13 protein-coding genes are annotated in these 25,341 nt (G+C 51.2%); 9 read left to right on the top strand and 4 right to left on the bottom strand.

Going from position 1 to position 25,341, the window contains the following annotated elements; translation table 11 throughout:
- Positions 1-1,089: 1,089 nt before the first annotated feature.
- From AYI87_RS07385 to AYI87_RS07355, 7 genes are all read left to right on the top strand, one after another.
- A complete protein-coding gene (locus tag AYI87_RS07385; RefSeq protein ID WP_186300580.1) occupies positions 1,090-2,877 on the top strand; it encodes an amidohydrolase in 1,788 nt (595 codons plus the stop codon).
- A 1,869-nt stretch (positions 2,878-4,746) separates the two neighbouring features.
- Entirely contained in the window at positions 4,747-5,616 is an 870-nt protein-coding gene (locus AYI87_RS07380; RefSeq protein WP_144200924.1) for a DUF1837 domain-containing protein, read from the top strand.
- Entirely contained in the window at positions 5,613-7,760 is a 2,148-nt protein-coding gene (locus AYI87_RS07375) for a DEAD/DEAH box helicase (protein WP_144200922.1), read from the top strand. Before AYI87_RS07380 ends, AYI87_RS07375 begins: the two co-directional genes overlap by 4 nt.
- Positions 7,761-7,841: 81 nt before the next feature.
- A complete protein-coding gene (locus tag AYI87_RS07370) occupies positions 7,842-8,495 on the top strand; it encodes a DCL family protein (protein ID WP_144200920.1) in 654 nt (217 codons plus the stop codon).
- 180 nt (positions 8,496-8,675) lie between these two features.
- Complete coding sequence (locus AYI87_RS07365) at positions 8,676-8,912, top strand: hypothetical protein (RefSeq protein ID WP_144200918.1); 237 nt, start codon at positions 8,676-8,678, stop codon at positions 8,910-8,912.
- 58 nt (positions 8,913-8,970) lie between these two features.
- Positions 8,971-9,432 (top strand): DNA polymerase III subunit chi, encoded by a 462-nt coding sequence (locus AYI87_RS07360; protein WP_144200916.1) that lies wholly within the window; start codon positions 8,971-8,973, stop codon positions 9,430-9,432.
- A 24-nt stretch (positions 9,433-9,456) separates the two neighbouring features.
- On the top strand, positions 9,457-12,336 hold the full coding sequence (locus AYI87_RS07355) for a valine--tRNA ligase (protein WP_144200914.1): 2,880 nt from the start codon (positions 9,457-9,459) through the stop codon (positions 12,334-12,336).
- 133 nt (positions 12,337-12,469) lie between these two features.
- Here the strand turns inward: AYI87_RS07355 and AYI87_RS07350 are convergent, their stop codons facing one another.
- Entirely contained in the window at positions 12,470-14,188 is a 1,719-nt protein-coding gene (locus AYI87_RS07350; protein WP_144200912.1) for a methyl-accepting chemotaxis protein, read from the bottom strand.
- 512 nt (positions 14,189-14,700) lie between these two features.
- Between AYI87_RS07350 and AYI87_RS07345 the strand changes: the two genes are divergently transcribed.
- Together AYI87_RS07345 and AYI87_RS07340 are read left to right on the top strand one after the other, a co-directional pair.
- Entirely contained in the window at positions 14,701-17,670 is a 2,970-nt protein-coding gene (locus AYI87_RS07345) for an ImpA family metalloprotease (protein ID WP_144200910.1), read from the top strand.
- A gap of 300 nt (positions 17,671-17,970) precedes the next feature.
- On the top strand, positions 17,971-19,509 hold the full coding sequence (locus AYI87_RS07340; protein WP_011864725.1) for an MFS transporter: 1,539 nt from the start codon (positions 17,971-17,973) through the stop codon (positions 19,507-19,509).
- Positions 19,510-19,627: 118 nt separating this feature from the next.
- Here the strand turns inward: AYI87_RS07340 and AYI87_RS07335 are convergent, their stop codons facing one another.
- The 3 genes from AYI87_RS07335 to AYI87_RS07325 all read right to left on the bottom strand — a co-directional run bounded on the left by AYI87_RS07335 (position 19,628) and on the right by AYI87_RS07325 (position 25,312).
- The gene (locus AYI87_RS07335) at positions 19,628-21,679 is read right to left on the bottom strand and encodes an EAL domain-containing protein (RefSeq protein WP_144200908.1); all 2,052 of its coding nucleotides are present in this window, start codon (positions 21,677-21,679) and stop codon (positions 19,628-19,630) included.
- A 295-nt stretch (positions 21,680-21,974) separates the two neighbouring features.
- The gene (locus AYI87_RS07330) at positions 21,975-24,239 is read right to left on the bottom strand and encodes an OmcA/MtrC family decaheme c-type cytochrome (RefSeq protein ID WP_144200906.1); all 2,265 of its coding nucleotides are present in this window, start codon (positions 24,237-24,239) and stop codon (positions 21,975-21,977) included.
- Between the two features lie 158 nt (positions 24,240-24,397).
- Complete coding sequence (locus AYI87_RS07325) at positions 24,398-25,312, bottom strand: LysR family transcriptional regulator (RefSeq protein ID WP_260865108.1); 915 nt, start codon at positions 25,310-25,312, stop codon at positions 24,398-24,400.
- Positions 25,313-25,341 lie beyond the last annotated feature (29 nt).

The raw sequence follows: 25,341 nt of genomic DNA, 5'->3' as shown, positions 1-25,341 counted from the left end.
TAGCGTGGTGGCCGTTTGCTAAGTGGATTTGACGGTCGCACCTTCGCTGTAACCTAACGCCTTCCCGGCGGGGGTTGTGCAGATACACCTGTGACATGCTGTGCGCCATCTGACCTCCAAGGATGGAGGAAATGCCAGAATATGTAGGGAACATATTTGGCCCTGGCCGCTCTGCGGTTTCATCCCTGAAACCGAAGGTCACCGGCGTATCTACACCCCGTATCCAACGTCTCTTCGATTTAGCGTCATGGGGTGTCCATTGGTGAGAAACATTTGGCCAAATTTGTATTTACAGGAGATTTGAAGGTCACACCTTCATTGTTACCTATCGCCTGCCCGGCGGGTGCTGTACATGGAAGTGCGAATGTCGTGATCACAGGGAAGTGAAGGAACGACGTATGTGCAAGCACTCAGTATCTAACGTCTCTTCGATTTAGCGTCGATTGTTATCGATTAGGAGGCAGCATTTGGCCACATTTGTATTTGCGGGGGATTTGAAGGTCGCACCTTCATTTGTGACTTATCGCCTGCCCGGCGGGGATTGTGAAGATAAGCCTGTGACACGGTGAGTGAAGCGCAGCTTCGTGCTCACGAACGAGAGGCATGGATGCCGAACCGGCATTTAAACACGGATGTTATTTGAATAAGTCCCTTTAGGCTCTGCGAAATCATCTGACCTCCACGGATGCAGGGAATGCCAAAATGTCGGGAACATTTTCGGCCCGGCCATCGACGTCCGCAGATGCATCGACACTCGGTATCTAACGTCGGTTCGATGTGACGGCATTAGTGTGAATATGGACATGAGACACTAACCGACTTATACCACGAAAGAGCTAGTTGCCAGTCAGTAAGTTGCAATCGGAGAAGACACAAATGCAGATCCAACCATCTTTTACGCAGAGGGGCTTGTCCTGCTCTGCCGCCTCCTAGCAAGCAGATTTAGCATGAAACAGAGATTGAGTATCCACAGTTAAATGATGATTTCCAACGTAAAAAATAAAAATAACCTATTATATATAGACCGCATCGCGCCTTTATTCTTGATTCCTGGGCGCTTGGCATAACGACAAGATGGAGAATTGCACTATGAATCCTATCCGCTCGCTTATTCTGTTAATGACTTCTGTGCTGGTATACGTCGGCGGCGCAGTCGCCCAGACATCCCCCGCACCTGAAAACGGACAGGCATTCGATTCGGGTATATCGAACCGAAACTACCCACATTCGGACTGGGCGTTGATAAATGGCAAGATCTACACGGTGAACCCAGACCAGCCCTGGGCCTCGGCGATTGTGGTCGAGGACAACAAGATCACCTATGTCGGCGATGCGGCAGGCCTCAAGAATCATATCGGTATCACAACCGAGGTCGTGGACCTTGAGGGTAAGATGGTGGTCCCCGGCTTCGTCGAAGGGCATTTTCACGTAGTTGCCGGTGGGATTGTCGCCCAGGGGGTCGACCTGCAAACCGACAACAAGGATGAGGTGTTTGAAAAACTCCGCCAGTACGTGAAGGACAATCCGGATCTCAAGGTAATCGAGGGATATGGGGTGCGCCTCAGTACGTTCGCGGATGGTTTGCCGACAAAGGCTATGTTCGACAAGATAGAATCCAAACGCCCTATCTATCTTTGGACAGTTGACGGCCACAGTGCCTTTGTGAATTCCAAGGCACTCGAGATTGCTGGCGTAGACAAGAATACACCCGACACGGTTCCCGGTTATTCATCCTTCGATAGGGATTCGAATGGTAATCCAACGGGCTTCATCATCGAAGTACCCGCGCAGTTGCAGGTACTGTCCAAGCTCAGAACATTCGATGCAGATACGGTTCTTGAAGGCGTTAATGATTGGCTGCCAAGGTTCTCGGCCGCTGGCATCACCACTGTTTTTGACTATGGCGTGCAAGGCCTAAGCAACGAGGAAGCCTTCGACTGGTTGCAAAAGCGTGAAAAAGAAGGCGCGCTTCCTATTCGTTTACAAGGCTCCTTTTACTGGAACGATCCCAAGAGCGATCCGATAGCTCCGCTGCTGGAGCTAAAACAGAAGTACAATTCAGAGCTGGTTAAAGTCGACACACTCAAGATCAACCTCGACGGCGGCGACGAAAAGTGGAGTGCGCTCCTAACAGCCCCCTACGCCGACAAGCCGGACATCAAGGTCGAACCTATCATCCCCTACGACATCCTCAACAAGGTCGTACAGGAGGCCGATGCCAAGGGGCTCAATATCACCTGTCATTGCTTTGGCGATCTTGCCGTACGCAAGCTGCTCGACGCTGTCGAAGGGGCAATTAAGGCCAACCCGGCAAGGGAACGCCACCACACAGTCTCCCATGCCGTGTTAGTGCATCCAGACGACATTCCTCGCTTCGGTCCGCTTAGCGTGACCTACGACACCACAGGTTTCTGGATGAGTCTGGATCCGCTGCTTCAGAGCATTACTACTGATCGCTTTGGCGCAGAGCGTGTCCAGGCGATGTTTCCGATGAAGCAAATAAGGGAAGCAGGTGGAAACATCTCCCTAGGTTCAGACTGGCCTGCATCCGGATATCTTTCCGAATATCGCCCTCTTCTGTCCATCCGCACAGCAGTCACCCGTCAGTTGCCGGGACGCGACGATGTTCCGCCGCTTGGTGGTGAAGACGCACGGGTTCCTTTGGAGATGGCAATTTACGCGCAGACTCTGGGGGCGGCTAAGGGCAGAGGTTTGAACGACAAGATAGGCTCTCTGGAAGTTGGCAAGTTGGCCGACATGGTCGTACTGGATCAAAATCTGTTCGATATCGAGCCGCATGAAATCGACAAAACGAAGGTCCTGTTCACCATCATGAACGGCAAGGTGACCTATGACCACCTTGGCGTAACCAAGTAGGGAAGCAAGTAGGGAAGCAAGTAGCAAAAAGAGTCATTAAATAAGGATTTAGCCTGACCGGCTTGCGTTCTAACAGTTTTGTGAACGCAAGACGGTTTTGTTTTAAATCGAATCAACACTGTTGAGCCAAAAACCTAATTGGCTTGCGTCCAAAAACGACTTCGCTTTGACTGGATGATGAATATCAAACGCCTGCCCGGCGGGGATATGTGACAACACCTCAAGGTTTAATATTCCCTATTTAGATTGGTATCACTGAGCGTCGCTATCATTGGTTTAGTGGATTTGAAGGTCGTACCTTTGCTGTAACCTAACGCCTGCCCGGCGGGGGTTGTGCAGATACGCCTGTGACACGCTGTGCGCCATCTGACCTCCAAGGATGGAGGGAATGCCGAGAAATGTCGGGAACATTTTCGGCCCTGGCCGCTCTGCGGTTTCATCCCTGAAACTGAAGGTCACCGGCGTATCTACACTCGATATCTAACGTCTCTTCGATTCTACACCCGGTATCCAACGTCTGTTCGATTCTACACCCGGTATCCAACGTCTCTTCGATTTGGCTTCATTGTTGTCGATTGGGAGGCTGCATTTGGCCACATTTGTATTTGCGGGAAATTTGAAGGTCGCACCTTCATGGCAATCTAACGCCTGCCCGACGGGGAAATATGGAGACACATTGTAATTAGTGTCTGAGAAACTGAATATTAGCGCTAAGCGTCATGGTCATTGGCCAAGTGGATTTGAAGATCGCACCTTCATGGCAATCTAACGCCTGCCCGGCGGGGGCTGTGCAGATACGCCTGTGAGACGCCGTGAATAAGTCCCTTTAGGCTCTGCCGAAACATCCCTGTTTCGGAAGCTCACCGGCGTATCTACACCGAGTATCCAACGTCTCTTCGATTTGGCTTCATTAGTTATCGATAGAATAAACCAAACATACTTCTGGCACGGCGGTACTGACCTACATGGATGGAGGGAATGCCGAAAAATGTCGGGAACATTTTCGGCCCTGACGCCGAGAGCCAAAAGTGTGCTTACACCCGTATCTAACGTCTCTTCGATTTGCCCTCATTAGGTGCCCATTGGTGAGAAACATTCGGCTACATTTGTATTTGCGGGGGATTTGAAGGTCGCACCTTCATTGCAATCTAACACCTGCCCGGCGGGTGCTGTACATGGAAGTACGAATGTCGTGATCACAGGGAAGTGAAGGAACGACGTATATGCAAACACTATTTTGGCTCGCCGCCAGCACATCCATGTTGGCTCTGCGAAATCATCTGACCTCCACGGATGGAGGGAATGCCGAAAAATGTCAGGAACATTTTCGGCCCTGTTTCGGAAGGTCACCGGCGTATCTACACCCGGTATCCAACGTCTCTTCGATTTGGCTTCATTAGTTATCGATAGAATAAACCAAACATACTTCTGGCACGGCGGTACTGACCTACATGGATGGAGGGAATGCCGAAAAATGTCGGGAACATTTTCGGCCCTGCCATCGACGTCCGCAGATGCATCTACACTCGGTATCTAACGTCTCTTCGATTTAGCTCCATTGGGTGGCATTGAGACAAGTTATTATTTTTAAGAAAAAAACGAACAAAAATGTAACCGAAGAGGTTGATTACTACCTGACCAATAGCTTAATGTGTAACCAACCAAGGACAGAGCTAGGCCAACTCGAATCAAACATCGACAACGCCATTCAGGGAATGAAAAAGCCAACCATCATGCGCCAATCACCTCCCTTAAAAGTTTACTCTGACCCTATTGATGTACATGCTTGGTCTCCTACTTTACAAGGTAGCGTACCTTGCAAGGCCTCATTAATAAGTTGTTAGCCAATAATGGATAGAATAAAAATTTATGGAACATCCAGATGCGTTTTTAAATGTAATATTTCATGAGATTCGTGACGCAGGCGATGACATGGCTCTATGTGCCGGTTTTGAACGTGGTCAATGGAGAAATGATCAATTGGCAGATCATGTTATGGAGTGGTTACCAGAATTTGCTCTGGACTATTCTGAATTAAGTGAAATAAGCCACGCTAACGCGTTGAGGATGACAAAGAAAGCAGCAAGAATTGTCTATCAAACTCAAAAATATGGCTTGAGAGGTGAATTCGGTGAAGTCTTATTACATATCGCAATTCGTCAGGTTTATGAAACGCTTCCAGCCATCAGTAAGATATATTACAAAAGCGCAGTGAATGAGACTGTAAAAGGATTTGATGCTGTCCATATTATTAAAAAGGACGATGATATTGAATTGTGGATAGGTGAAACTAAGTTTTACGAGAATCTCACCAAGGCAATTTATGATGTATCTAAAGAAATAATCGATCATTTAGAAACTGATTATTTAAGGTCAGAATTTATTCTAATAAAAAACAAAATCGATCCAAATTGGCCTGAGGCGGAAAAATTAAATAGTTTGTTGCATGAAAATACGTCTTTGGATGAAGTATTTACGCGAGCATGCATACCAATTTTACTAACTTACGACAGCGATGTCGTTGATAACAGTGTCCTATGTAATGAAGAGTATAAAGAAAAAATTAAAGATGAACTTAAAAATGCTTATTCTAACTTGAGGATAAAATTGGACTCTGAATATGAGAGAAAATTTTCTCAAAGATTCCCTCTCACTGCTCATGTTATTCTGATCCCATTAAAAGAGAAAAAGAAGCTTATAGCTGCTCTTGATACTCGTCTAAAGGCTCTTCAAATATGAGAGACATTAATCAAATAAGGAAAAGTATTAAATCCAATGATTGGCTAGAAACCCCGTTTCAATTGTTGGCCGACATATCAAAAGTTTGTTCGTCTAATGTCGACATTGGCCGTGAGCTGGTAATCCGTATATTGGAAGAGAAAGAAAATATTGACCTTGAATATCAGGAGATTATTGATGATTTGGCAATGCAGGTTGGTCTCTATCCATATGTTACTGCGCTTGAAGACCTGTCTTTAAGGAACGCTCTTATGCATGCTGCCCATCGGGCCGACGGAACGATGAATGACTATATTTTACACAGCTCACAAGCCAAGGTTTTACGGCGACTATTGGGCGGAGAATCGATAATCCTTAGTGCTCCGACTTCATTTGGTAAGAGTTTATTGATTGACGTTATTATTTCAGCTAAGAACTTTAATAATGTTGTTTTAATTGTTCCGACACTTGCACTTGTTGAAGAAACGAGGCGTCGAATGTCTCGTTTTATTGACGACTACTCGATAATCACATCCAGCAATCAAAGTATCTCTGAGAAAAATATATTCGTCTTTACGCAAGAACGTTTTTTATCGATGGAAAGTGAGATGCCTAAAATCGACTTCTTTGCTATTGACGAATTCTATAAGCTCTCCATATCGAATGATGGCGGGCGCTCTACTTTATTAAATCAAGCCTTTCTTAGGCTATCTCGGACTGGAGCGCAATTTTATTTACTAGGGCCTTCAATTCAAGCTATCCCTGAAATGGTTAAAGAACGGCTTAATTGTAGGTTTATGGTAGAAGATTTCCAAACTGTAGCCATTGAGTTGCATTTTTTAAAAAAGAAACCCACCAAAGAAGAATCATTAGCAAATTTACTTGATGAAATTGACGGGCAAACAATGGTTTACTGTCAATCACCAGCAAGTACAAGAAAGCTACTTAAATCTTATCTTAGTCTAAGAAACCTTGAAAAAACAAAAGATGAAGAGTTGATTGAGGCAGCCAAGTGGACATCAGAAAATTATCATGACGAATGGTTAGTGTCTGTTGCGCTCCAACACGGCATTGGAATACATCATGGCAGACTTCCCCGCTCCCTAGGAAGGTTCATGATAAGAGCGTTTGAAGAAGGAAAGCTAAAAGTTCTGCTCTGTACTTCGACCTTAATTGAAGGAGTAAATACTTCTGCCAAGAATGTCATAATATATGACAGCAAGCTTAATCGAAAGCCACTTGATTTTTTTACTTTTAATAATATTAGAGGCCGGTCTGGCCGGATGTTTAGACACTTTGTTGGGAATGTATTCGTATTTGATGCACCACCTCAAGAGGAACTACCTTTTGTTGATATGCCTGCTATCAACCCCGGTGAGTCAACGCCTAGTAGCCTGCTGATTAATCTTTCCCCAGAAAACATACCAACGTCCCTTGCGGAAAAAGTCGATACCTTGGTTAATCAGAAATATCTTCCTCGTGATATTTTAATGCGTAATTCTGGTATCGAACCCGAATACCTATTAGACACGGCGAAATATTTGTTTGACCTAAGTATTCGTGATTTAGATAAATTTGTTTGGTCATCTAAGCCTCAGTACGAAGACATATTATTGACTTCTAATGTCATTTGGGAACAACTCGGTGGGGCCACTTCTGCTCGTCAAAGTTCTATGCGTAGTGCAAGCATGATGACGCTTTGGGTATGGAAATTATATGCTTCACGAAATGTGCCTCGTTTTAGAAGAGAAATGATTTCAAACCAAATAGGGCGCAACACATCACCGGATGATGCGGTAGAAAATGTTCTATCGTTTTTACGTGGTTGGGCTTCTTTTAATTACCCAAAGTATTTAATCGCATTGGATGAATTGACTAATCATGTCTTGCTATCTAGGGGGATAAGGCCGTGTAACTACATTCCTTTTGCGGCAACCATTGAACATTTATTTCAACCGAGTTCTTTTTCTGCACTTGAAGAATATGGTTTGCCTACCGAAATTTCCGAAAAGCTTTTAAATGGCAGGTTGTTTAGTAAGGATGACGGTCTTGATGTTGTAGTAAATAATTTACGGAATAAAGAAATAATCGGTTTTGCTAATGGAGTATTTGAACAGCGAGTTATTGAAGACTTTCAAAAAGGCATCGGATCAAAAAATGGCTAACAAGTTGCTGCATTCGGAAAAATTACTCGCTTCGCTCCTAATTTTCCGGTGAGCAAGGCGTTTGTTTTCAAGGAGAAAAGAATGGCAAAACCTATAGCATTCGGAGAATATCAGTTCAAAACGAAGAAAAGTGCGACTGAAGAAGCTAGGAGTAGGATCAATCAATATATGCCCGGCTCGAAGTTGAATGCTAGTGACGAACACTTTTTCCGATCATTGTTCACACTTCACTCTGAGTATGAAGAAAAAGTCGGACCTGGAATTGATTACATTACAGTAGAGTTAGATTTCCACCGAAACCGGTGCTTGTATATTCATCGAGTCGATGGTAGCAAGGTAGATTGTAGCTGGGTTCACTGCATTCAACCTGCGACGAAAAAGACTATTATTTCAATGGCTTTTCGTAGAGCAGTAAAACAAATAGTAATGAATTTCAAGGAAGAGCAGTTGCCGATTGTTAAGTCCTGTCCCGTATTTGACACTCCGCTAGACTACCAAAATAGCCATGTTGCTTATTCCACTCCGTCATTTGAATCACTACTTGACAACTTCCTGACCGAGAATCAGCTTGATATTGAATCGATACCTTTATTAAACCCGAAGCCGAATGATTCGGATCAGAGAGGCATTCTCGCTGACGAGCAGCTTGCGAAATGCTGGTGTGAGTATCATCGAGCAAATGCAAATATAAGCCTTATGAGCCAAGAGGCAAATTTGCGAGGGTTGAAGAACTAACAAGGCACTACAGGAGGATCGCGATCGTTTGGTTAGCTATTGCTCGTGTCTCGCTGATTTTAGGCAACAAAATTAGAGGGGTCAGCGTAAACATTCTGACAAATACCAATCCCCATAATGATTTTACGGCTAGACCTTCTCACAAGGTCAAATCGAAGAAATGGATAACTCGGTGTAAACATGCTTTTGGCCTTCGAAATCATGGATGATTTCGCAGAGCATCCAAGGATGGACTTGCTGCGTGCCAAAAGAATGTTTGCACGAAAGGCCTGCTGCCAAGCAATTCAAAACAATGAAGCATTGGTCTTCAGCAGGCAAAATTCAATTCCAAAAGGCCTTGGCCAGCAAATCCAAAATATTACCCAATTTGTTATTCGACAAATCCCCTCCCCCTCTGGTTTAACAACTCACTTTTAGTGTAAAATCCTCTCTTTCGTCAACGCCTAGCCAGACACGAGCGACATAGAGCCAAATAATGCCTAACGCCTTGTTTTACTTGATGCCACAAGCCAGTTCTGCCGCAACCCATGTTGCCAAGGCGGAGCAAGAGAGTGTCTATCTTTTCGCCTGCCGACTCGCCGAGCAGGCGTATCGTGGTCAACAGCTGGTGTATATCCACTGCAACGACCAGCAGCAGGCCTATGAAGTTGACGAAATTTTATGGCAATTTGAACCCAGCGCATTTGTGCCCCATAACCTCAAGGGCGAAGGGCCGACGGGTGGCGCGCCGGTGGAGATAGGCTTCGATAAATTGGGCCCAAATAAAAATCGTCACCTTCTGATTAATCTTGCAGACCAAGCGCCGCAATTTGCGGTAAACTTTGGCCAGATTATCGACTTCGTTGCCAACGATGCTGCCATGAAAGCGACCGCGCGCGATCGTTATCGCCAGTATCGCGAGTTAGGGATCCCCCTGACGACCCAACAACCAAATTAATTAGTTTGAGAAGCACACGCTCCTATGGAAAAGACATACAACCCACAGTCAATCGAACAGGCTCTGTACCAGAACTGGGAAGAGAAAGGATACTTTAAGCCCCACGGCGATGAGTCGAACGGCAATTACTGCATCATGATCCCGCCGCCAAACGTGACCGGTAGCCTGCACATGGGTCATGCCTTCCAAGACACCATCATGGATACCCTGATCCGTTACCAACGCATGAAGGGCAAGAACACCCTGTGGCAGGTAGGTACCGACCACGCGGGTATCGCCACCCAGATGTTGGTGGAGCGCAAGGTTGAGGCCGAAGAGGGCAAGAGCCGTCACGACCTGGGCCGTGAGACCTTTATCGACCGTATCTGGGACTGGAAAAACCAATCTGGTGGCACCATCACCAAGCAGCTGCGCCGCCTGGGCGCCTCGGTCGATTGGGACCGTGAACGCTTCACCATGGATGAAGGCATGTCGGCCGCGGTACAAGAGGTGTTTGTGCGCCTGTACAACGACGACCTCATCTACCGTGGTAAGCGCCTGGTTAACTGGGATCCTAAGCTACACACAGCGATTTCAGATCTCGAAGTCGAGAACAAAGAGAAGCAGGGCAGCATGTGGCACTTCCGCTACCCGCTGGCCGATGGTGCGCTTACAGCCGACGGTAAAGACTACCTTGAAGTGGCTACCACGCGTCCAGAAACCATGCTGGGCGACAGCGCGGTTGCGGTGCACCCAGACGACGAGCGCTACCAGTCGCTGATCGGCAAGTTCATCCTGCTGCCTATCGTTAACCGTCGTATCCCTATCGTCGCCGACGACTATGTGGACATGGAGTTCGGTACCGGCTGTGTGAAGATCACCCCGGCCCACGACTTCAATGACTATGAGGTAGGTAAGCGCCACAACCTGCCTATGTTTAACATTCTGACCATAGATGCCGCCATCCGTAGCCAGGCAGAAGTCGTCAACTCAGATGGCACCGCCAATGACGAGCTAGATGGCAGCCTGCCAGAGCGCTTCGCCGGCATGGACCGTTTCAAGGCCCGTACCGCTATCGTCGACGAGTTCGAGTCACTCGGCCTGCTGGGCAAGATTGACCCGCACGCCCTCAAGGTGCCTTATGGCGACCGCTCTGGCGTGGTGATCGAGCCGCTACTGACAGACCAGTGGTATGTGGCCGTGGCCCCTATGGCCAAGACCGCCATCGAAGCGGTTGAGAATGGCGACATCAAGTTTGTGCCGCAGCAGTATGAGAACATGTACTTCTCTTGGATGCGCGACATTCAAGACTGGTGTATCTCGCGTCAGCTGTGGTGGGGTCACCGTATCCCGGCATGGTACGACGAAGCCGGTAAGGTATATGTGGGCCGCGACGAGGCCGAAGTTCGCGCCAAGCATAACCTGGATGATTCAGTGGTGCTACGCCAAGACCCAGACGTACTGGATACCTGGTTCAGCTCTGCGCTGTGGACCTTCTCAACCCTAGGCTGGCCAGACGATACCGAGGCGCTCAAGACCTTCCACCCGACCGATGTGTTGGTGACAGGTTTTGACATCATCTTCTTCTGGGTGGCGCGCATGATCATGATGACCATGCACTTCATCAAAGACGAAGATGGCAAGCCACAGGTGCCGTTCAAGACAGTTTATGTGACTGGTCTTATCCGTGACGAGCAGGGCAACAAGATGTCCAAGTCTAAGGGTAACGTACTGGATCCGCTGGATATGATCGACGGTATCGATCTCGAAGCCTTAGTCGAGAAGCGCACCGGCAACATGATGCAGCCTCAGCTGGCCGCTAAGATCGAGAAGAGCACCCGTAAAGAGTTTAGCGATGGCATCGAGGCCCACGGCACCGACGCCCTGCGTTTCACCCTGGCAGCCATGGCCTCTACCGGCCGTGACATCAACTGGGACATGAAGCGTCTGGACGGTTACCGCAGCTTCTGTAACAAGATCTGGAACGCATCGCGCTATGTGTTGATGAACACAGAAGAGCAAGACTGTGGCCCGCAATCTCCAAACGGAAAAGCTGGCGGCGAGATGCAGCTGTCGCTGGCGGATCGCTGGATCGTCGGCCTGTTTAACCAGACGGTTAAGGCCTTTGACGAGCACATGGAAAACTACCGTTTCGACCTGGCGGCCAACACACTGTACGAGTTCACCTGGAACCAGTTCTGTGACTGGTATCTGGAATTGACCAAGCCTGTCCTGCAAAACGGTACAGAAGCCGAGCAGCGCGGTACCCGTCACACCCTAGTGACGGTACTGGAAGCCATGCAACGTCTGCTGCATCCTATGATGCCATACCTGACAGAGACCATCTGGCAGCGCGTTAAGCCGCTGGCGGGCGTCGAGGGTGACACCCTGATGCTGGCCGAGTTCCCTGTATATCAGGCGGACAAGGTAGATGAAGCCGCCATGGCGGATCTCGAGTGGGTCAAACAGGTGATCGTTGCCGTGCGTAACATCCGCGCCGAGCTGAATATCGCCCCAAGCAAGCCGCTCAATGCCCTGCTACGCAGCGTAAGCGCGCAAGATAAGGCACGCGTCGAAGCTAACCAGACCTTCTTCGCCACCCTGGCCAAGCTGGAATCTATGACGATTCTGGCCGACGGTGACACAGCGCCTATGTCGACCACTCAGTTGGTTGGCGAGATGGAGCTGCTGATCCCTATGGCAGGCCTTATCGATGTGGCCGCCGAGATGGCGCGTATCGACAAGCAGCTTGAAAAACTGGTTGGTGAAGCCAAGCGTATCGAAGGCAAGCTCAATAACCAGGGCTTCGTGGCCAAGGCGCCGGAAGCGGTTATCGAGAAGGAGCGCGCCAAACTGGCCGAGTTCCAACGGGATATGGACAAGCTAGGCGAGCAGAAAGCCGAGCTGGCTAAGTTAGAAGGCTAAGCTAGAAGGCTAACCCGAACCCGGTTCGAGATACTAAAAAGGCAGTCAGTTGACTGCCTTTTTTCTTGCCCGCGATTTTCTTCCGGGCCGTTTAACGCATCAAATACCTACCTCTGGCAAATAGTTACCTCAGCTACACCTTATAGTGGGCGATATCCGCCTCCATAGATTCTGCCAGTCTGGCCAGATCTTCGGTGGCATCGCTGCTCTGTCTGGCGCCCTCGGCGGTCTGATCTGAGATCTCGCTGATATTGGTGATATTGATGTTGATCTCCTCGGTGACCGAACTTTGCTCCTCCGAGGCTGTGGCTATCTGGGCGTTGAGGGCATTGATCTCTTCGATGCTGTTTAAGATCTGCTGCAGGGCATCGCGCACCATAAGCGATTTATCCACGCTGAGTTTCACCTGCTCTGTGCCGCTCTGCATCATCTGCATCGAGTCCCGCGCCCCCTGCTGCAGGCGCTGGATCATCTTCTGGATCTCCTCGGTGGAGTCCTGGGTACGTTTGGCCAATGAGCGCACCTCGTCGGCCACCACCGCAAAGCCCCTGCCCTGCTCGCCCGCCCGCGCCGCTTCGATGGCCGCGTTGAGCGCCAGCAGGTTGGTCTGCTCGGAGATCGCTTGAATGACGTCCACCACAGTGCCTATCTCATCCGAATGCTGGGCTAGTAGTGTCATCGCCTCACTGGCCCGACTCAGCTCCTTGGCCAGCGCCTCAATCACGGCGATACTCTCATCCACCACGCCCTGGGCACCGTGGGCGGCGCCGTTGGCATCCTGGGAGGCGGTGGCGGCCGAGGCGGCGCTCTGGGCTACCTCACGCACAGTGGCGGTAAACTCATGGATGGCGGTGGCGATCAGCTGAGTCTGCTGCTGTTGATCCAGCACGTTGCGCTGGGTCTGAGTCGATACCACGGCATTCTCTTCCGCCGCGCTGGCCAGGCGTGAGGTCGAGGCGTGGGTATTGGTCACCGCCTGCTGGAAATCGCTTGCGATGCGATTCACATGCTCGGCGATATGGGCAAATTCATCGTGACCGCCGAGGCGAATACGCTTGGTGAGATCGCCGGCGGCGATATCCACCGCCGTCTCTTCCAGCTGCACCACAGACAGGCTCACCCGGCGAATGATAAATACCGAGCTGACGCTGATGGCAAGCATGGCGACGCCAGAGAAGATGGCCACCAGCCAAATGTAGAGGGAGACGGTCTCCTGTGAGGCCTGATAGCTAGTCTTAGCCTCGGCGATCTGCATATCCAGGAAGGCCTGGGCCTGGTCGGTGATATCCTTAAACAGGGGGTTAATCTTCTCGAGCAGCAACTGATTGGACCGTTTATATTCCCCCTGACTCAAGGCCTGGATGGCGGGATTAAAGCCCTCCTGGGTCACCTTGTCCAAAAGCGACACCAGGCGATTGACCTCGGCGCGCTCATCACCTTCGAGATCCGACGCCAAGATCTGATTATCTATGATGTCGTGCAGCGTCTTAATCGAGGCGCGGCTGGCATCGATATGGAAGCTCAGAGGGTGGTTGTGCATGTCGGCAAAGGCGTTGGCAGGATCATGTTGAAAGCCGAGCAGCAATCCGCTGCGGGCCTTCTCCAGCTCGTTGAGCACCTTACCGGCCCGGATGCTGTGCTGCATCCCCTGACCGTAGAGATCCCCTATGGCATCACCCGCGTCCAACATGCCGGTGATCCCCTTATAGCCGAGGAAGATGAAGGCGAAGATGATTAAAAAGATATTGAGTTTTAATTGAAATCTTACCGACTTGATCCGCTCCATCAAGCCTGCTCCCTGGGTGGACGCTGCCGTCATCTCATGTGCCTCCTGGCGTTTGTGTTCAGACATAATCGCTTCCTTTTATTGCCAATTCATTGCACCTAGGCCAGGCGGCATCACGACTGCTAAAGCCATGGCACCTAAAATCACAGGCCTGATTTAGGCCACCCAAAATTGAACCCCAGACTTACGCCGGATGAATCAGGCAAAGATAGTTAACTTAATAATACTTAAACTAATAACCCTTATTGCCGCAGAGTGCCAGCAGATACCTTTACCTAATTAGTGGTAGATCACATTTGCCCCATCTTTTTGGCCAATCTGCTCGCTAACGCCTGATTTTCGCCCTGCTATAATCCGAGCGAGATAGATGGAAAACGTTGGTGGGAAATGGGTTCGGCCACAAGTGCTCGCTTGATATAACATTCGCCTCGCTTGCGCTTTTATCGCCTTGGCGTCAAAAAAGCGCAGACGTCAAAATATCGACTTAACCATTGTTTTTATTAAATAATTTTTCATTGCCATTTGATTTCGGCGACGTTTGCTATCAGAATGTCGCAAATTGAAAATGAGGTGTAACAATGAAACCATGGATACTCCCCGCCGCGATCGCCCTAGGGCTGACGGCCTGCGGCGGTTCAGAGGATAGCAACACGGATGCGGGTAACGGCGGCGCAGTCACGCCCCCCTTGGCCCAGGCCCCGAGTGTCGAGCTCGGCCCGGATCAACAAACCTGGAATCATGAAACCCTCTCCCTCACGGCAAGCGTTACCCTGTTTAATCCAGGCACGGCCAGCTACCAGTGGCAGCAGACCAGTGGGCCGAGCGTCAAACTCAGCGGCCTAAGCAGCGACACCCTCACCCTGGATGCCAGTGAGCTGCTGCAGGATGAAGATATTGTCCTCTCGCTCAAGGTCACGGACGCTGCCGGCCTAAGCAGTGAGGACAGCCTCACCCTCAAGCTCAAGGACAAGATAAGCGCCGCCAGCCAGAGCGGCGATGCCAGTCTCATTGAGGGGCTGGAGCCTAAGGTGATCGCCCGCGGCCTCAAGCTCATTCAAGACTATCGCGGCGCCCAGAAAAGCTTCTTAAACACCATCTATCAGGCGGACAGAGTCAGCTACGATTCGGGTCAACACTCGCAGATGATCCAGATGCCGCTAGCCAGCAAGGGCTTCCCCCTCAACCAGAGTTTCGAGCTGGTGCGGGGCAATCAGGGACGCCTGTTTGCCGCGGCGAGCGACCTAGGTGGTCAGCGCAACGCCGCCTTCGGCACAGACATCATCTCTAGCATGCAGGGCGGCAACAATCTAGGCTTCGAGCCTAGCATGATGCGTCTGCTTTCCTGGTTGACGGGTGAAGCGCAAGCGAACCTGGCGGCGACCAAGCAGGTGCGTCTGTTCCTCATCAGCGACTGGAGCAAGAGCCGGGTGACAAACTGGCTCACCAGTCACTACCCCAACTGGCAGGTGAGCCGCTGCGATGTCGCCAGCGAGCTGTCAAGCTGCCTGGGTGAGGCCGAGCTGGTGATCACAGGCTCCCTCGAGGCGTTCGATGAAGCCGAGGTGGCGGCAAGACTCGATGCGCTACAGCAGGCCAAGATCCCACTGCTCTATCTGCACATGCACGCCTGGAACAGCGTGCCGCTCACTCAAACCGTGCTGGGGGCCATGGGCTTTGCCATGCAGGGCCCTGGCGGCCCCGGCAACTACTTCAGCCCAGACAAGGCCGACTGGAGCGACTATCTCGCCATGCAGGCGGCTAATCCAGCGCTGAGCCAGGAAGCCCTCTGGCTCGAACTGCTGCAGAGCGAAAACCCTAGCTTTAACCTAGCCAACTGCGCGGACACCTGCGACAGCCAATTTAGCGAAGAGTACCGCAGCGCGCTCAGTCATATTCGCAGCAGCATCAATCGCCTGGACACAGAGAAGACGGCCATCTTCGACAGCCCAGAGTATCAGCTATACAAGTACCTGATCTTGCTTGGCGATCGTTACCGCAGCGAGATTGACTACCCCATGGATGTCAGCACCACGGCGCCGATGAGCTACCTTAAGGCACTCTTTGCCGACAGCAGCGTCTACAACAGCCGCCGCATTAATCCTGTGCCTGCGGATCTGGGTAACTTCAGCCGCACCGATTTTTCCCATGTGACACCGGTGGATAAGACAGTCGCGCTGAGCAGCAAGGCGCCGTTTCGCGCCGCAGGCGTCTACGCCCTGCCGGGACAGACCTTTAGCGTGAAACGCACCGACAACAGCCAGGTAGAGACCAAGCTGTTCATCAATACCCAGCGTTCTGGCTCTACCCAGGAATATGCCAGCAAGGGCTATAACCGCCCCAAGTATCTACAATCGCCAGCCATAGCGATAAAACCGGGGGAAACTATCACCCTTACCTCCCCCTATGGCGGCCCGGTGCAGATAAGATTTAACGCCAACGACCTGCCGGTAGAATTTACCTTTAGCCATGTGGGCCTGCACCCCTTCTGGCGCAGTGACAAGGACGATCAGGCCTTCATCCAGGGACTCGCCAAGGGCGACTACGACTGGGCCGAGCTGGCAACCGAGCACTTCGAAGTCCACTCGCGGCTCAATAAGATGCAAGAGACCATGAGCCATGAGCCCAGATGGGACACGCCGCAGAAGATGAGTGAGGCCATCGGCACCTTTGTACACAACTACCCGCACCTGCTGGCAGGCTTTAAGGGGCCGGGGATCGACAGCGTCGATGAGATAACCAACTTTGCCGCCAGTAAGGGCTGGCAGCTAGATCAACTCGACATGGTCAAACATATGAACGCCGACCAACCCACCTGTGGGTCGGGCTGTTCGGGCAACCCCTACGATGCCTCTTGGTCATTCAGCCCAACCGGCCATGGTGACATCCACGAGCTGGGCCATGGCCTGGAGCGGGGACGCCTGAGATTCGACGGTCACGAGGGCCACGCCTCCACCAACCCTTACTCCTATTACACTAAGTCCCGCGCCTATCTGGAAACCGGCAAGCTGCCCGAGTGCCAGGGCCTGTCGATTCAGGATGAGTTCGATGTACTGCAGGCCAGTCAACGCCAGGCCGATCCCTTCGCCTATGTGCAGGCGGCTAAGCTCACCAGCTGGTCGAGCGGCATGGCCACCATGCTACAGACCATGATTGCCGCCCAGAAACAGGGCGCGCTGCAAAACGGCTGGCATCTGCTGGCCAGGCTGCACATATTACTGCGGGCGTTCGAGCGCGCCCAGGCCGACGAGGCCAGCTGGCTGGCCAAGCGCGACCAACTGGGCTTTGGCAGTTTCGACCTTGCATCGGCCAAAGCGCTAAGCAACAACGACTTTCTGATGATCGCCATGAGCTTCTCTACCGGGCTCGACTATCGCGACTTCTATCAGATGTGGGGACTGGCCACCTCAGATGCCGCCAAGGCCCAGGTCGCCAGCTTCGCCTACCCTGCGGTGCCAAAGAGCATCTATGTCTACACCCCAGGGGATTACTGTTATGGCCTGGATCTGCAAGGGGTTGCCGTCGATGGCGAGCAGGCCTGGCCACTCTAGCCTTGTTAAACGAAACATAACCACAGAAGCAAACTATAAAAACAACACCATAGAAGCCTAACCCTGAACTAAATCCATAGTTGTCACACCCTTTTTGGCGAGCCGGAGCGCTCGCCTTTTTTTTACCTGCTGATCACACCAGTTTGACCCACTGTGAATGATTTTGGTCTTTAAGGTCATTTTTAGGTAAAGTGTGCTGTCAAATGACGAGCTATCACCCCAATAGCGAGTGCTTGTCACAAACCAACACGAGATGTTGCAGCCAAGCAGCACAACAAAAAAGATAAATTAAGGAAGGGTATGAGCGACGCCAATGATGCTTACGCAGATAATGATCTGCGTGAAGTTAAGCAGCTGGGAATGTGGGCCTCCATTGCTAGCCTAAGTTATATTTTCTGGATCGTCGGCGGCATGGAGCTGGTCGAACGTATCGCCTACTATGGCGTGAAAGCCAGTGCCGGCCTCTACGCCAAGGCGCCCGTCTCCCAGGGCGGCCTGGGGATCAGCCTACACGACTATGGTGTCATCATCTCGGTGTGGGCCCTGATGCAGACCTTTATTCCTGTGTTTACCGGCGGCATCTCAGACCGTGTCGGTTACAAAGAAACCATCTTCGCCTCGACACTGATCAAGATCTCCGGCTACCTGGTGATGGCCTTCTTCCCTAACTTCTGGGGCTTCCTCTTCGGCGCCATACTGCTGGCAGGCGGCACAGGTATCTTCAAGCCAGGCATTCAGGGCACCTTGGTGCTCTCTACCGGCCGGCAAAACACCTCTATGGCCTGGGGGATCTTCTATCAGGTGGTCAACATAGGCGGCTTCCTCGGTCCTCTTGTGGCCGTGCATATGCGTCAGCTCTCCTGGGACAACGTCTTCTACGCCTGCGCCGCCATCATCTCGCTCAACTTCCTCTTCCTGCTCGCCTATAAGGAACCGGGAAAGGAGGAGCGCATCGAGCGCAACCGCAAGATCAAGAGCGGTGAGATCACCCAAGAGGCTCTATGGAAAGATGCCCTGCACGAGCTGAAGAAGCCTGTGGTGATCTACTACATGTTGGTGTTTGCCGGTTTCTGGTTCCTGTTTAACTCTCTGTTCGATGTCTTGCCGATTCATATCGCCGAGTGGGTCGATACCAGCGTGATCGTCACCAGCCTGTTTGGCAGTGAGGGCACCTCAAACGGCATCTTGCAGTTCTGGCTCGGCCTGGATAACTCGGGCACTAAGGTGATGCCAGAGGGGATGCTAAACCTCAACGCCGGCATGATCATGACCAGCTGCTTCCTGGTTGCCGCGCTCACCGCCAAATACCGCATCACCACCGCCATGCTGGCGGGCTGTCTGCTGAGTATCATCGCCTTCGTGCTTATCGGCGCCACCAACGCCGCCTGGATGATAGTGCTGGCGATTGCCATGTTCTCCTTCGGCGAGATGATGATCAGCCCCAAGAAGAACGAGTTTATGGGTAACATCGCCCCTAAGGGCAAGAAGGCCATGTACCTGGGCTTCGTGATGCTGCCACAAGGGATAGGCTGGGGACTCGAAGGCTACTTCGGTCCAAAGCTGTATGAGATGTACGCCTCGAAAGAGATCTTCTCTCGCGAACTGCTGCTCGATCGCGGCATGAGCGCCAGCGATATCGCCGCCATTCCTCAGGGTGAAGCCTTTACTACCCTGGTGAGCTACACAGGTGAGTCGGCGCAGTCATTGACGACCCTGCTCTACAACAGCCACAACATAGGCATGGCCTGGTATATCATCGCCGCCATAGGCACCATCTCGGCCGTGGGGATCTTCATCTACGGTAAGTGGTTGCTGACATTGCAGCGCGCCCGCGCCTAATAAAGAGAGGGAGCCTAAGGCTCCCTTTTTATTGGCTGCTCGGCGTCAGGCGCAGCCTTTTATTCAGTCTTTGAGTTAGTCTTTGAATTGGCCTTTAACTCTGTCTTTAATTCTGTCTTTAACTCGGTCTTCGACTCTCTCCTTGATCAGCTGTCTGCTCGCTGAAACTCTCCTGCAACAGGGCGTAGCGCTTGGCCTCGGCGGCCGGCATCGCCTTGGCATACAGCCAGCCCTGTACCGTCGAGACCCCGGCTGAGGCAACAAAGGCCTCCTCCTCCTTGGTCTCTACCCCCTCGGCCACCAGATTAAAACCCAGGCTGCGACACAACATGCAGGTATGGCGATAGAGCACCTGCCCCTTGTGATGCCCGGTATTTTCCAATATCGACCTGTCCAGCTTGACCCCATCTATGGTGATCTTACTTAGCAGGCTGATGCTGGAAAACCCCGTGCCGAAGTCATCGAGCACAAAAGAGAACCCATATTGGCGTAGGTGAGCCATGCTGGCCTCGACGGCATTGAGGTCCGCCACAAACATAGACTCGAGCACCTCGATATCGACTCTGTCCGCCATGTCGCCAAGCAGCTCGATCAGCATAGACTGCACATCCTGACTCAAGACACTGTTGGGATTGAGGTTGATGCTGACTCTGGGGTAGAAGCCCTGCTTGGCCCAGGCCTGCAGATCGTCTCGCAGGCGCCGAATGACGAAGCTGTCGATCAGGTTAGAGTAGCCGGCCTGATCGAAGGCGGGAATAAAATAGGGGCCCTCCACCTGGCCACGCTCATTTCTCAACCTCAGCAGCGCCTCATAGCCGACGACTCGCCTGTCACTCAGGCTGATCTTAGGTTGGTAATAGAGCAGCAACTCACCGTTGAGTACCGCCTTGATGGTCTTCTCCAGGTTAAGATTGGCGGCAAGATCCTCGGACTGCTGACGGGCATAGTTTCGCTCGCTGATCTTCTCGATATCCTGCTGCAGCTGCACCCGCTTGATCAGATCCCGCTCGAATCCCTTATTGCCCACCAGCAGACTATAGCGGCGCACGAAGGGAAGATAGATAAAGACCCCGGCGCACACCAACAAGAGCTGCACCAGGGGCAGTGCCAGGGTGCCGCCCGCCACATAGCTATTGAGGAAGATGGGGGTGATCCAGGCAAAGTCGTTACCGGCGAAGCTCACCCAGCCGCTGGCGATCAACAGGGTGCCTATCAGGGTATTAAACAGGGGCACCAACACGAAGGGCAGCATCAGCCTGGGATTAAAGATGATCGGCAGGCCGTAGATGAGGATCTCGTTGATATTAAACAGGGCGAAGGGCAAGGCCAACTTGGCCACATTGATGGCGTTCTTATCCTTGGAGGCGATAAACAGTGCAATTAGCAGCGAGTGAGTGGCGCCGCTACCGCCGAGCAACACGAAGAGATCGGTAAACTGGGACAGCGTCAGATTCGGCGCGACCTGCTGCAATCCATTGTCGACCCCAAGTACCAACATATAGGCGATATCCCCATGGACGCCGAAGCACCAAAGCACATGGGTGGCTAGCACCCTGACAAACAGCTGAAACAGTGCGCTGCTGGCGGCAAGGGAATCCACCAGCGGACTCAGCACCATGCCCAACAGCTCCCCTACCCAGTAGATGCCGGTGGTCACCAGCACGAAACAGAGGATCAAGGGAATAAACAGGTTGAGGTGCAGCTTAAGGTAGCTGCTCAGGCTGGTACTTTGCAACAAATTCAGCGCCTTAATCGCCATGAGGCGTTGCAGCAGGTAGGCAACCAGAATCGGCGTGATAATCGCCCTGGCATCGCCAAACAGAAAATCGAAGCCGTTACTGAGGTCGATAGCCTCGCTGCCGTGGATATGCAGGGCAATCTGACTGCCGATAGAGAGTGATGCCACCACCACAGCCGAGACGTGGAGATACTTGGCAAAATGAAATGACAAGGAGAGCAATGCCATCAAGGGAAAGAAACTAAACAGTAGGCGACCAAACTGACTCAGCCAGGCATAGGCGGCACTGCCCTGCCAACTGGGCTGCCACACATCCACCAGGGCGACGATCAGTGCCAACAGCGAGTTAACGAAGATAAAGGGCAAGAGGGCAATAAAAGACTCTTTTATCGCAATGAGAAACAGGCTGGAAGAGGTATCTTTGACCGCCAAACTACGGCCCCCGAGATCTGCTGATGGACTCTATTTAAGTTAGTCCAAGATACTGAATAGACCAAGATGCTGCATAGACCAAGATGCTGCATAGACCAAGAGACTGAAAATAGACAGTCCAGCGCGAGCGACTGAGAAAACCAAGGTAAAACGAATACAAAACAGATACAAAACATGACAGCAAAAGCCGGGCATAAAAAGGGGGAACCTAAATCAGGTTCCCCAAGATTACTGCTATCTCATTGGGCATTTAGCAGGGGTATGCCCAATTAGCGAGAATTATTATTGTTGGCGTCTAGTGACCACCACCGGCGTGAACTTTATCAACACCGTATGTCTTACCTTCGGCGTGACAGGTTGCACAAGACTCGACTGGCAGGTCAGCAGATGTATCTGCCTTACCATCTACAGTCGCACCATTGCTCTCGAAGTGAGCGAGTGCAGAGGCACTGATGTGACATGTACGGCAAGTCTCAGCCACTGGAGAAATGTAGCCAGTAGGCACTTGGATAGAACGCTTACCAGAAGTCAAACCACCGTCGGCCGCGAAGAAGGTTGCACCATCTTTGTGACAAGCTTCACAGTCAGTCGCAAGGGCTGGGTAACCAACAGTTTCCAGGTTCTTATCTAGGTAGATACCACCACCGAAAGTACCAGTGTGGAAACGGTGAGCCACAGTCATCAGGTCACGGTTAGCGAAGGTTACACCTTCAACTGGCGCCATGATTGGGTTGCCATCGCCATCAACCTCACCTGTGTCATATTCAACAGCACCATGGTAAGAACCTGGGTATCTGTTATTGTGACAATCCATACACTGAGTAAACTCGGTCACACCATGACGTGGTGACTTGATATGAGTCAGGTTACCGTGACAGCTATTACACTTGGCTTCGCTCACAGTGACGCGATCGGCATCGCTCATACGGGCTTGCAACGGTGCAACGGCAGGGTCATCCAGGTTGTAGTACTTAACAGGTGAACTGGCTGCAACTTGAGTGTAATCGCCGTCTGCACACATTACGGCCTTACCACCGGCGCCACAGATCATCACTTCTGCAGTCACATAGATAGAACCAGTCAGGCGAGCAGAGTCGAAGTTCTTAGTCGTAGTCAGGATACCACCAGTAATAGCCACTCCGTTGACAGGCATACCTAGACCACGAATCGGCGTGCCTTTCGCGTCAAGGTTGCCAATCAGCAGACCGGTAGACAGACGTGGCATGTATGGATCCAGCATAGAGCCATCGGCTGGTGCTGCACCATTGACTGTCACCTTAGTGGTTACTGTCAATGCGCTGGTACCGTCGCCGTTGTCAGTCACTGTCACACCTTGGAAATCAAGGACGACTTGTTCCTGCTCAACCGCTCTGTTACCCACCTTGTGAACCACTTCTGGGCTCAGGTTACCAATGTGACAGTTCATACATTGAGAATCATCAGCCTGTGGTAGCTGGAAGTCAGAGTGGCCTTCACCGGTTTCGAAGTTAACGGTTACGTGACAACCTACACAAGCTTCACGGTAAACGTTTTCTTTCCACTGGTTACCATTGTCGTGACAGGTAGTACATTCGTTTAGCTCAGCTGGGAAGTGAACGCCGGCAAACTCTTCAGCATCACCTTTTAACACGCCCCACTCGGCAAGATGACCACCGGCGTGGATGGTGTGGATCATTGCGTTGAAGTTAGGGTTAAAGCCTTTTTCTGGATCGTTCTGATCGGCGGCATAAGCAGGGTTATGACACGCGATACAGTTTTCAACTTTCTGATAGTTATGGTGAGCACCGATGTTCGCAATACGTTTGTCGCCATCATCATAACCCATCAACTCGCTGTGACATTGAATACAGGCAGCGCTTGATACCGAGTCTTTAGCCGATACGGCCATCTCACCAGTCGCAGGAATAAAATCGAGCGGAGTAGAGAGTAGTTTGTCGGAAATCGATACGCCAGTTGCGTCGGTCACATTGTAGGTACGCACCATGACGCGGAACATGCTAGTAGGATCGCCATCGGCTACCACAACAGGTGCGTTGCCATCATGCTCCCAAGTACCTGTGTAAGTACCAGGATTTTCAGCATCCTCTACTAAGGTACAGGCATCGACTTCGGCGCCGCCACGTGCTGCGGCCTTACCTGTAGGCGTACAGTACATGCTAGAACCAAATTCGTTAGCCAGGGCGTTGTTCGACCAGAGCATAGGTGCGCCACTATCAGTGGTGTTAGCCACCTGATTGGTGACATAGAGAGCTACCTTGTCCAGGCCAGTAAACGGAACATCATCTCCTTTACTATTTTTACCTGTCGCGGTGAACTTAATAGAGAAGTCATCAGCTCCTACTACTACGATGTCGGCAGGTTGTAGAGTTAGTTTGAAGTCTGCGGCAGTGGCTACTGTATCAACGGTAGATCCCGCTGGTGCGCCAGGTGTACCTGGAGTACCAGGAACGCCAGGCTCACCTGGCGCTCCATCTTTACCATCTTTACCATCACTACACGCGCTCACACCAATGGCACACATGAGTGCCATGGCTAATAAGGTAATTTTATTTTTTTTCATCGCCATATCCCTTTATAGGTATTTCTGCTATTGCAGTACCTCAAATATAAGGGAGTGACGATAAATTGTTAGATAATTGAGTCCAAGTTGTGACTGCAATTTAAAGATTCATTAACAGAAATTTCAAAATTTGAAAGCGTAAATTTCAAATTTTGAAATTAACATTTAACGAGTAGCTGTTTGATAAGCTGGATAATTAATTCTCTCTGTTCCAGCGAGTAGCGTCGATACTCGGCTGGATTTTCCAGTAACAGGTATTGAGGCGACATGCTTTCACCGTGGAGACGTCCCACCTCCTCGTCAGACAGGCGCACCACGCGGATCCCCGGCAGGGCGCCGCAGATCTCGGCCTCTGAGCAAGGCAGGAAAGCCACCGAATTCATGGTCAGCAGATGACTGTACCACTCGTCTCGTGAACAGACTCTTTCTATGCTGTCGATGTCGGCACCGTTTTGACGAGCGAACACCTCCAAGGGGTCGATCTTGTCATTAAAGCCCTTACCATCCAGGCAGAGAAAGGGGTGACGACAGACGGTTTCCAGGGTCAAAGGCTCGCTCTGGGACCAGATGGCATGCTCTTCATTGGCGGCCAGACAAACACCGTTCAGACAGCCTAACGCCTCAACCGATAACGGATGCTCATTGCAGGCATCGAACGTCACCCCCATATCCAGTTCACCGTTATGGATCTGATCGGCAGAGTCATCCCCCCAGACCACAAACTGTAACTGGCTAAAGGCGTCTCTGGCATTGCTACGGGAAAAGGCCAGGGAGAGGCTGGCCATGATACTCGGGGTAACAGCAATTCTCAGGCGTTCACTGGCCAGCTCGCTGCTCTTTTCGCTAATAGACTGTTCTATTTTCAGGACGGCTTCACAGAACTGACACACGGGCTCGTAGAGAAATTCCGCCATAGGTGTCGGCTTGAGCCCGAGCTGACGACGATAGAAGAGCTCGTCATCGAAGGTGGCACGTAACATATTCAAACAGCGACTAATTTTAGGGGCTGACACATTAAGTTGCTTAGCCGCTATGTTGGCATGTCCGGTTTGAAAAATGACTTTAAACACCATCAAACAAAACACATCGAGTTCGCTGATTT

Source organism: Shewanella sp. KCT (genome assembly GCF_007636505.1).
GTDB classification, from domain to species: domain Bacteria; phylum Pseudomonadota; class Gammaproteobacteria; order Enterobacterales; family Shewanellaceae; genus Shewanella; species Shewanella halotolerans.
Note: the sequence above shows the minus strand (reverse complement) of the source record. Positions and strands in the feature narration are given on the sequence as shown.

Bases quoted from the DNA above. Each gene is read 5' to 3' on its own strand.
- AYI87_RS07385 (WP_186300580.1), top strand. From the start codon at position 1,090: ATGAATCCTATCCGCTCGCTTATTCTGTTAATGACTTCTGTGCTGGTA.
- AYI87_RS07380 (WP_144200924.1), top strand. From the start codon at position 4,747: ATGGAACATCCAGATGCGTTTTTAAATGTAATATTTCATGAGATTCGT.
- AYI87_RS07375 (WP_144200922.1), top strand. From the start codon at position 5,613: ATGAGAGACATTAATCAAATAAGGAAAAGTATTAAATCCAATGATTGG.
- AYI87_RS07370 (WP_144200920.1), top strand. From the start codon at position 7,842: ATGGCAAAACCTATAGCATTCGGAGAATATCAGTTCAAAACGAAGAAA.
- AYI87_RS07365 (WP_144200918.1), top strand. From the start codon at position 8,676: ATGCTTTTGGCCTTCGAAATCATGGATGATTTCGCAGAGCATCCAAGG.
- AYI87_RS07360 (WP_144200916.1), top strand. From the start codon at position 8,971: ATGCCTAACGCCTTGTTTTACTTGATGCCACAAGCCAGTTCTGCCGCA.
- AYI87_RS07355 (WP_144200914.1), top strand. From the start codon at position 9,457: ATGGAAAAGACATACAACCCACAGTCAATCGAACAGGCTCTGTACCAG.
- AYI87_RS07350 (WP_144200912.1), bottom strand. From the start codon at position 14,188: ATGTCTGAACACAAACGCCAGGAGGCACATGAGATGACGGCAGCGTCC.
- AYI87_RS07345 (WP_144200910.1), top strand. From the start codon at position 14,701: ATGAAACCATGGATACTCCCCGCCGCGATCGCCCTAGGGCTGACGGCC.
- AYI87_RS07340 (WP_011864725.1), top strand. From the start codon at position 17,971: ATGAGCGACGCCAATGATGCTTACGCAGATAATGATCTGCGTGAAGTT.
- AYI87_RS07330 (WP_144200906.1), bottom strand. From the start codon at position 24,239: ATGAAAAAAAATAAAATTACCTTATTAGCCATGGCACTCATGTGTGCC.
- AYI87_RS07325 (WP_260865108.1), bottom strand. From the start codon at position 25,312: ATGGTGTTTAAAGTCATTTTTCAAACCGGACATGCCAACATAGCGGCT.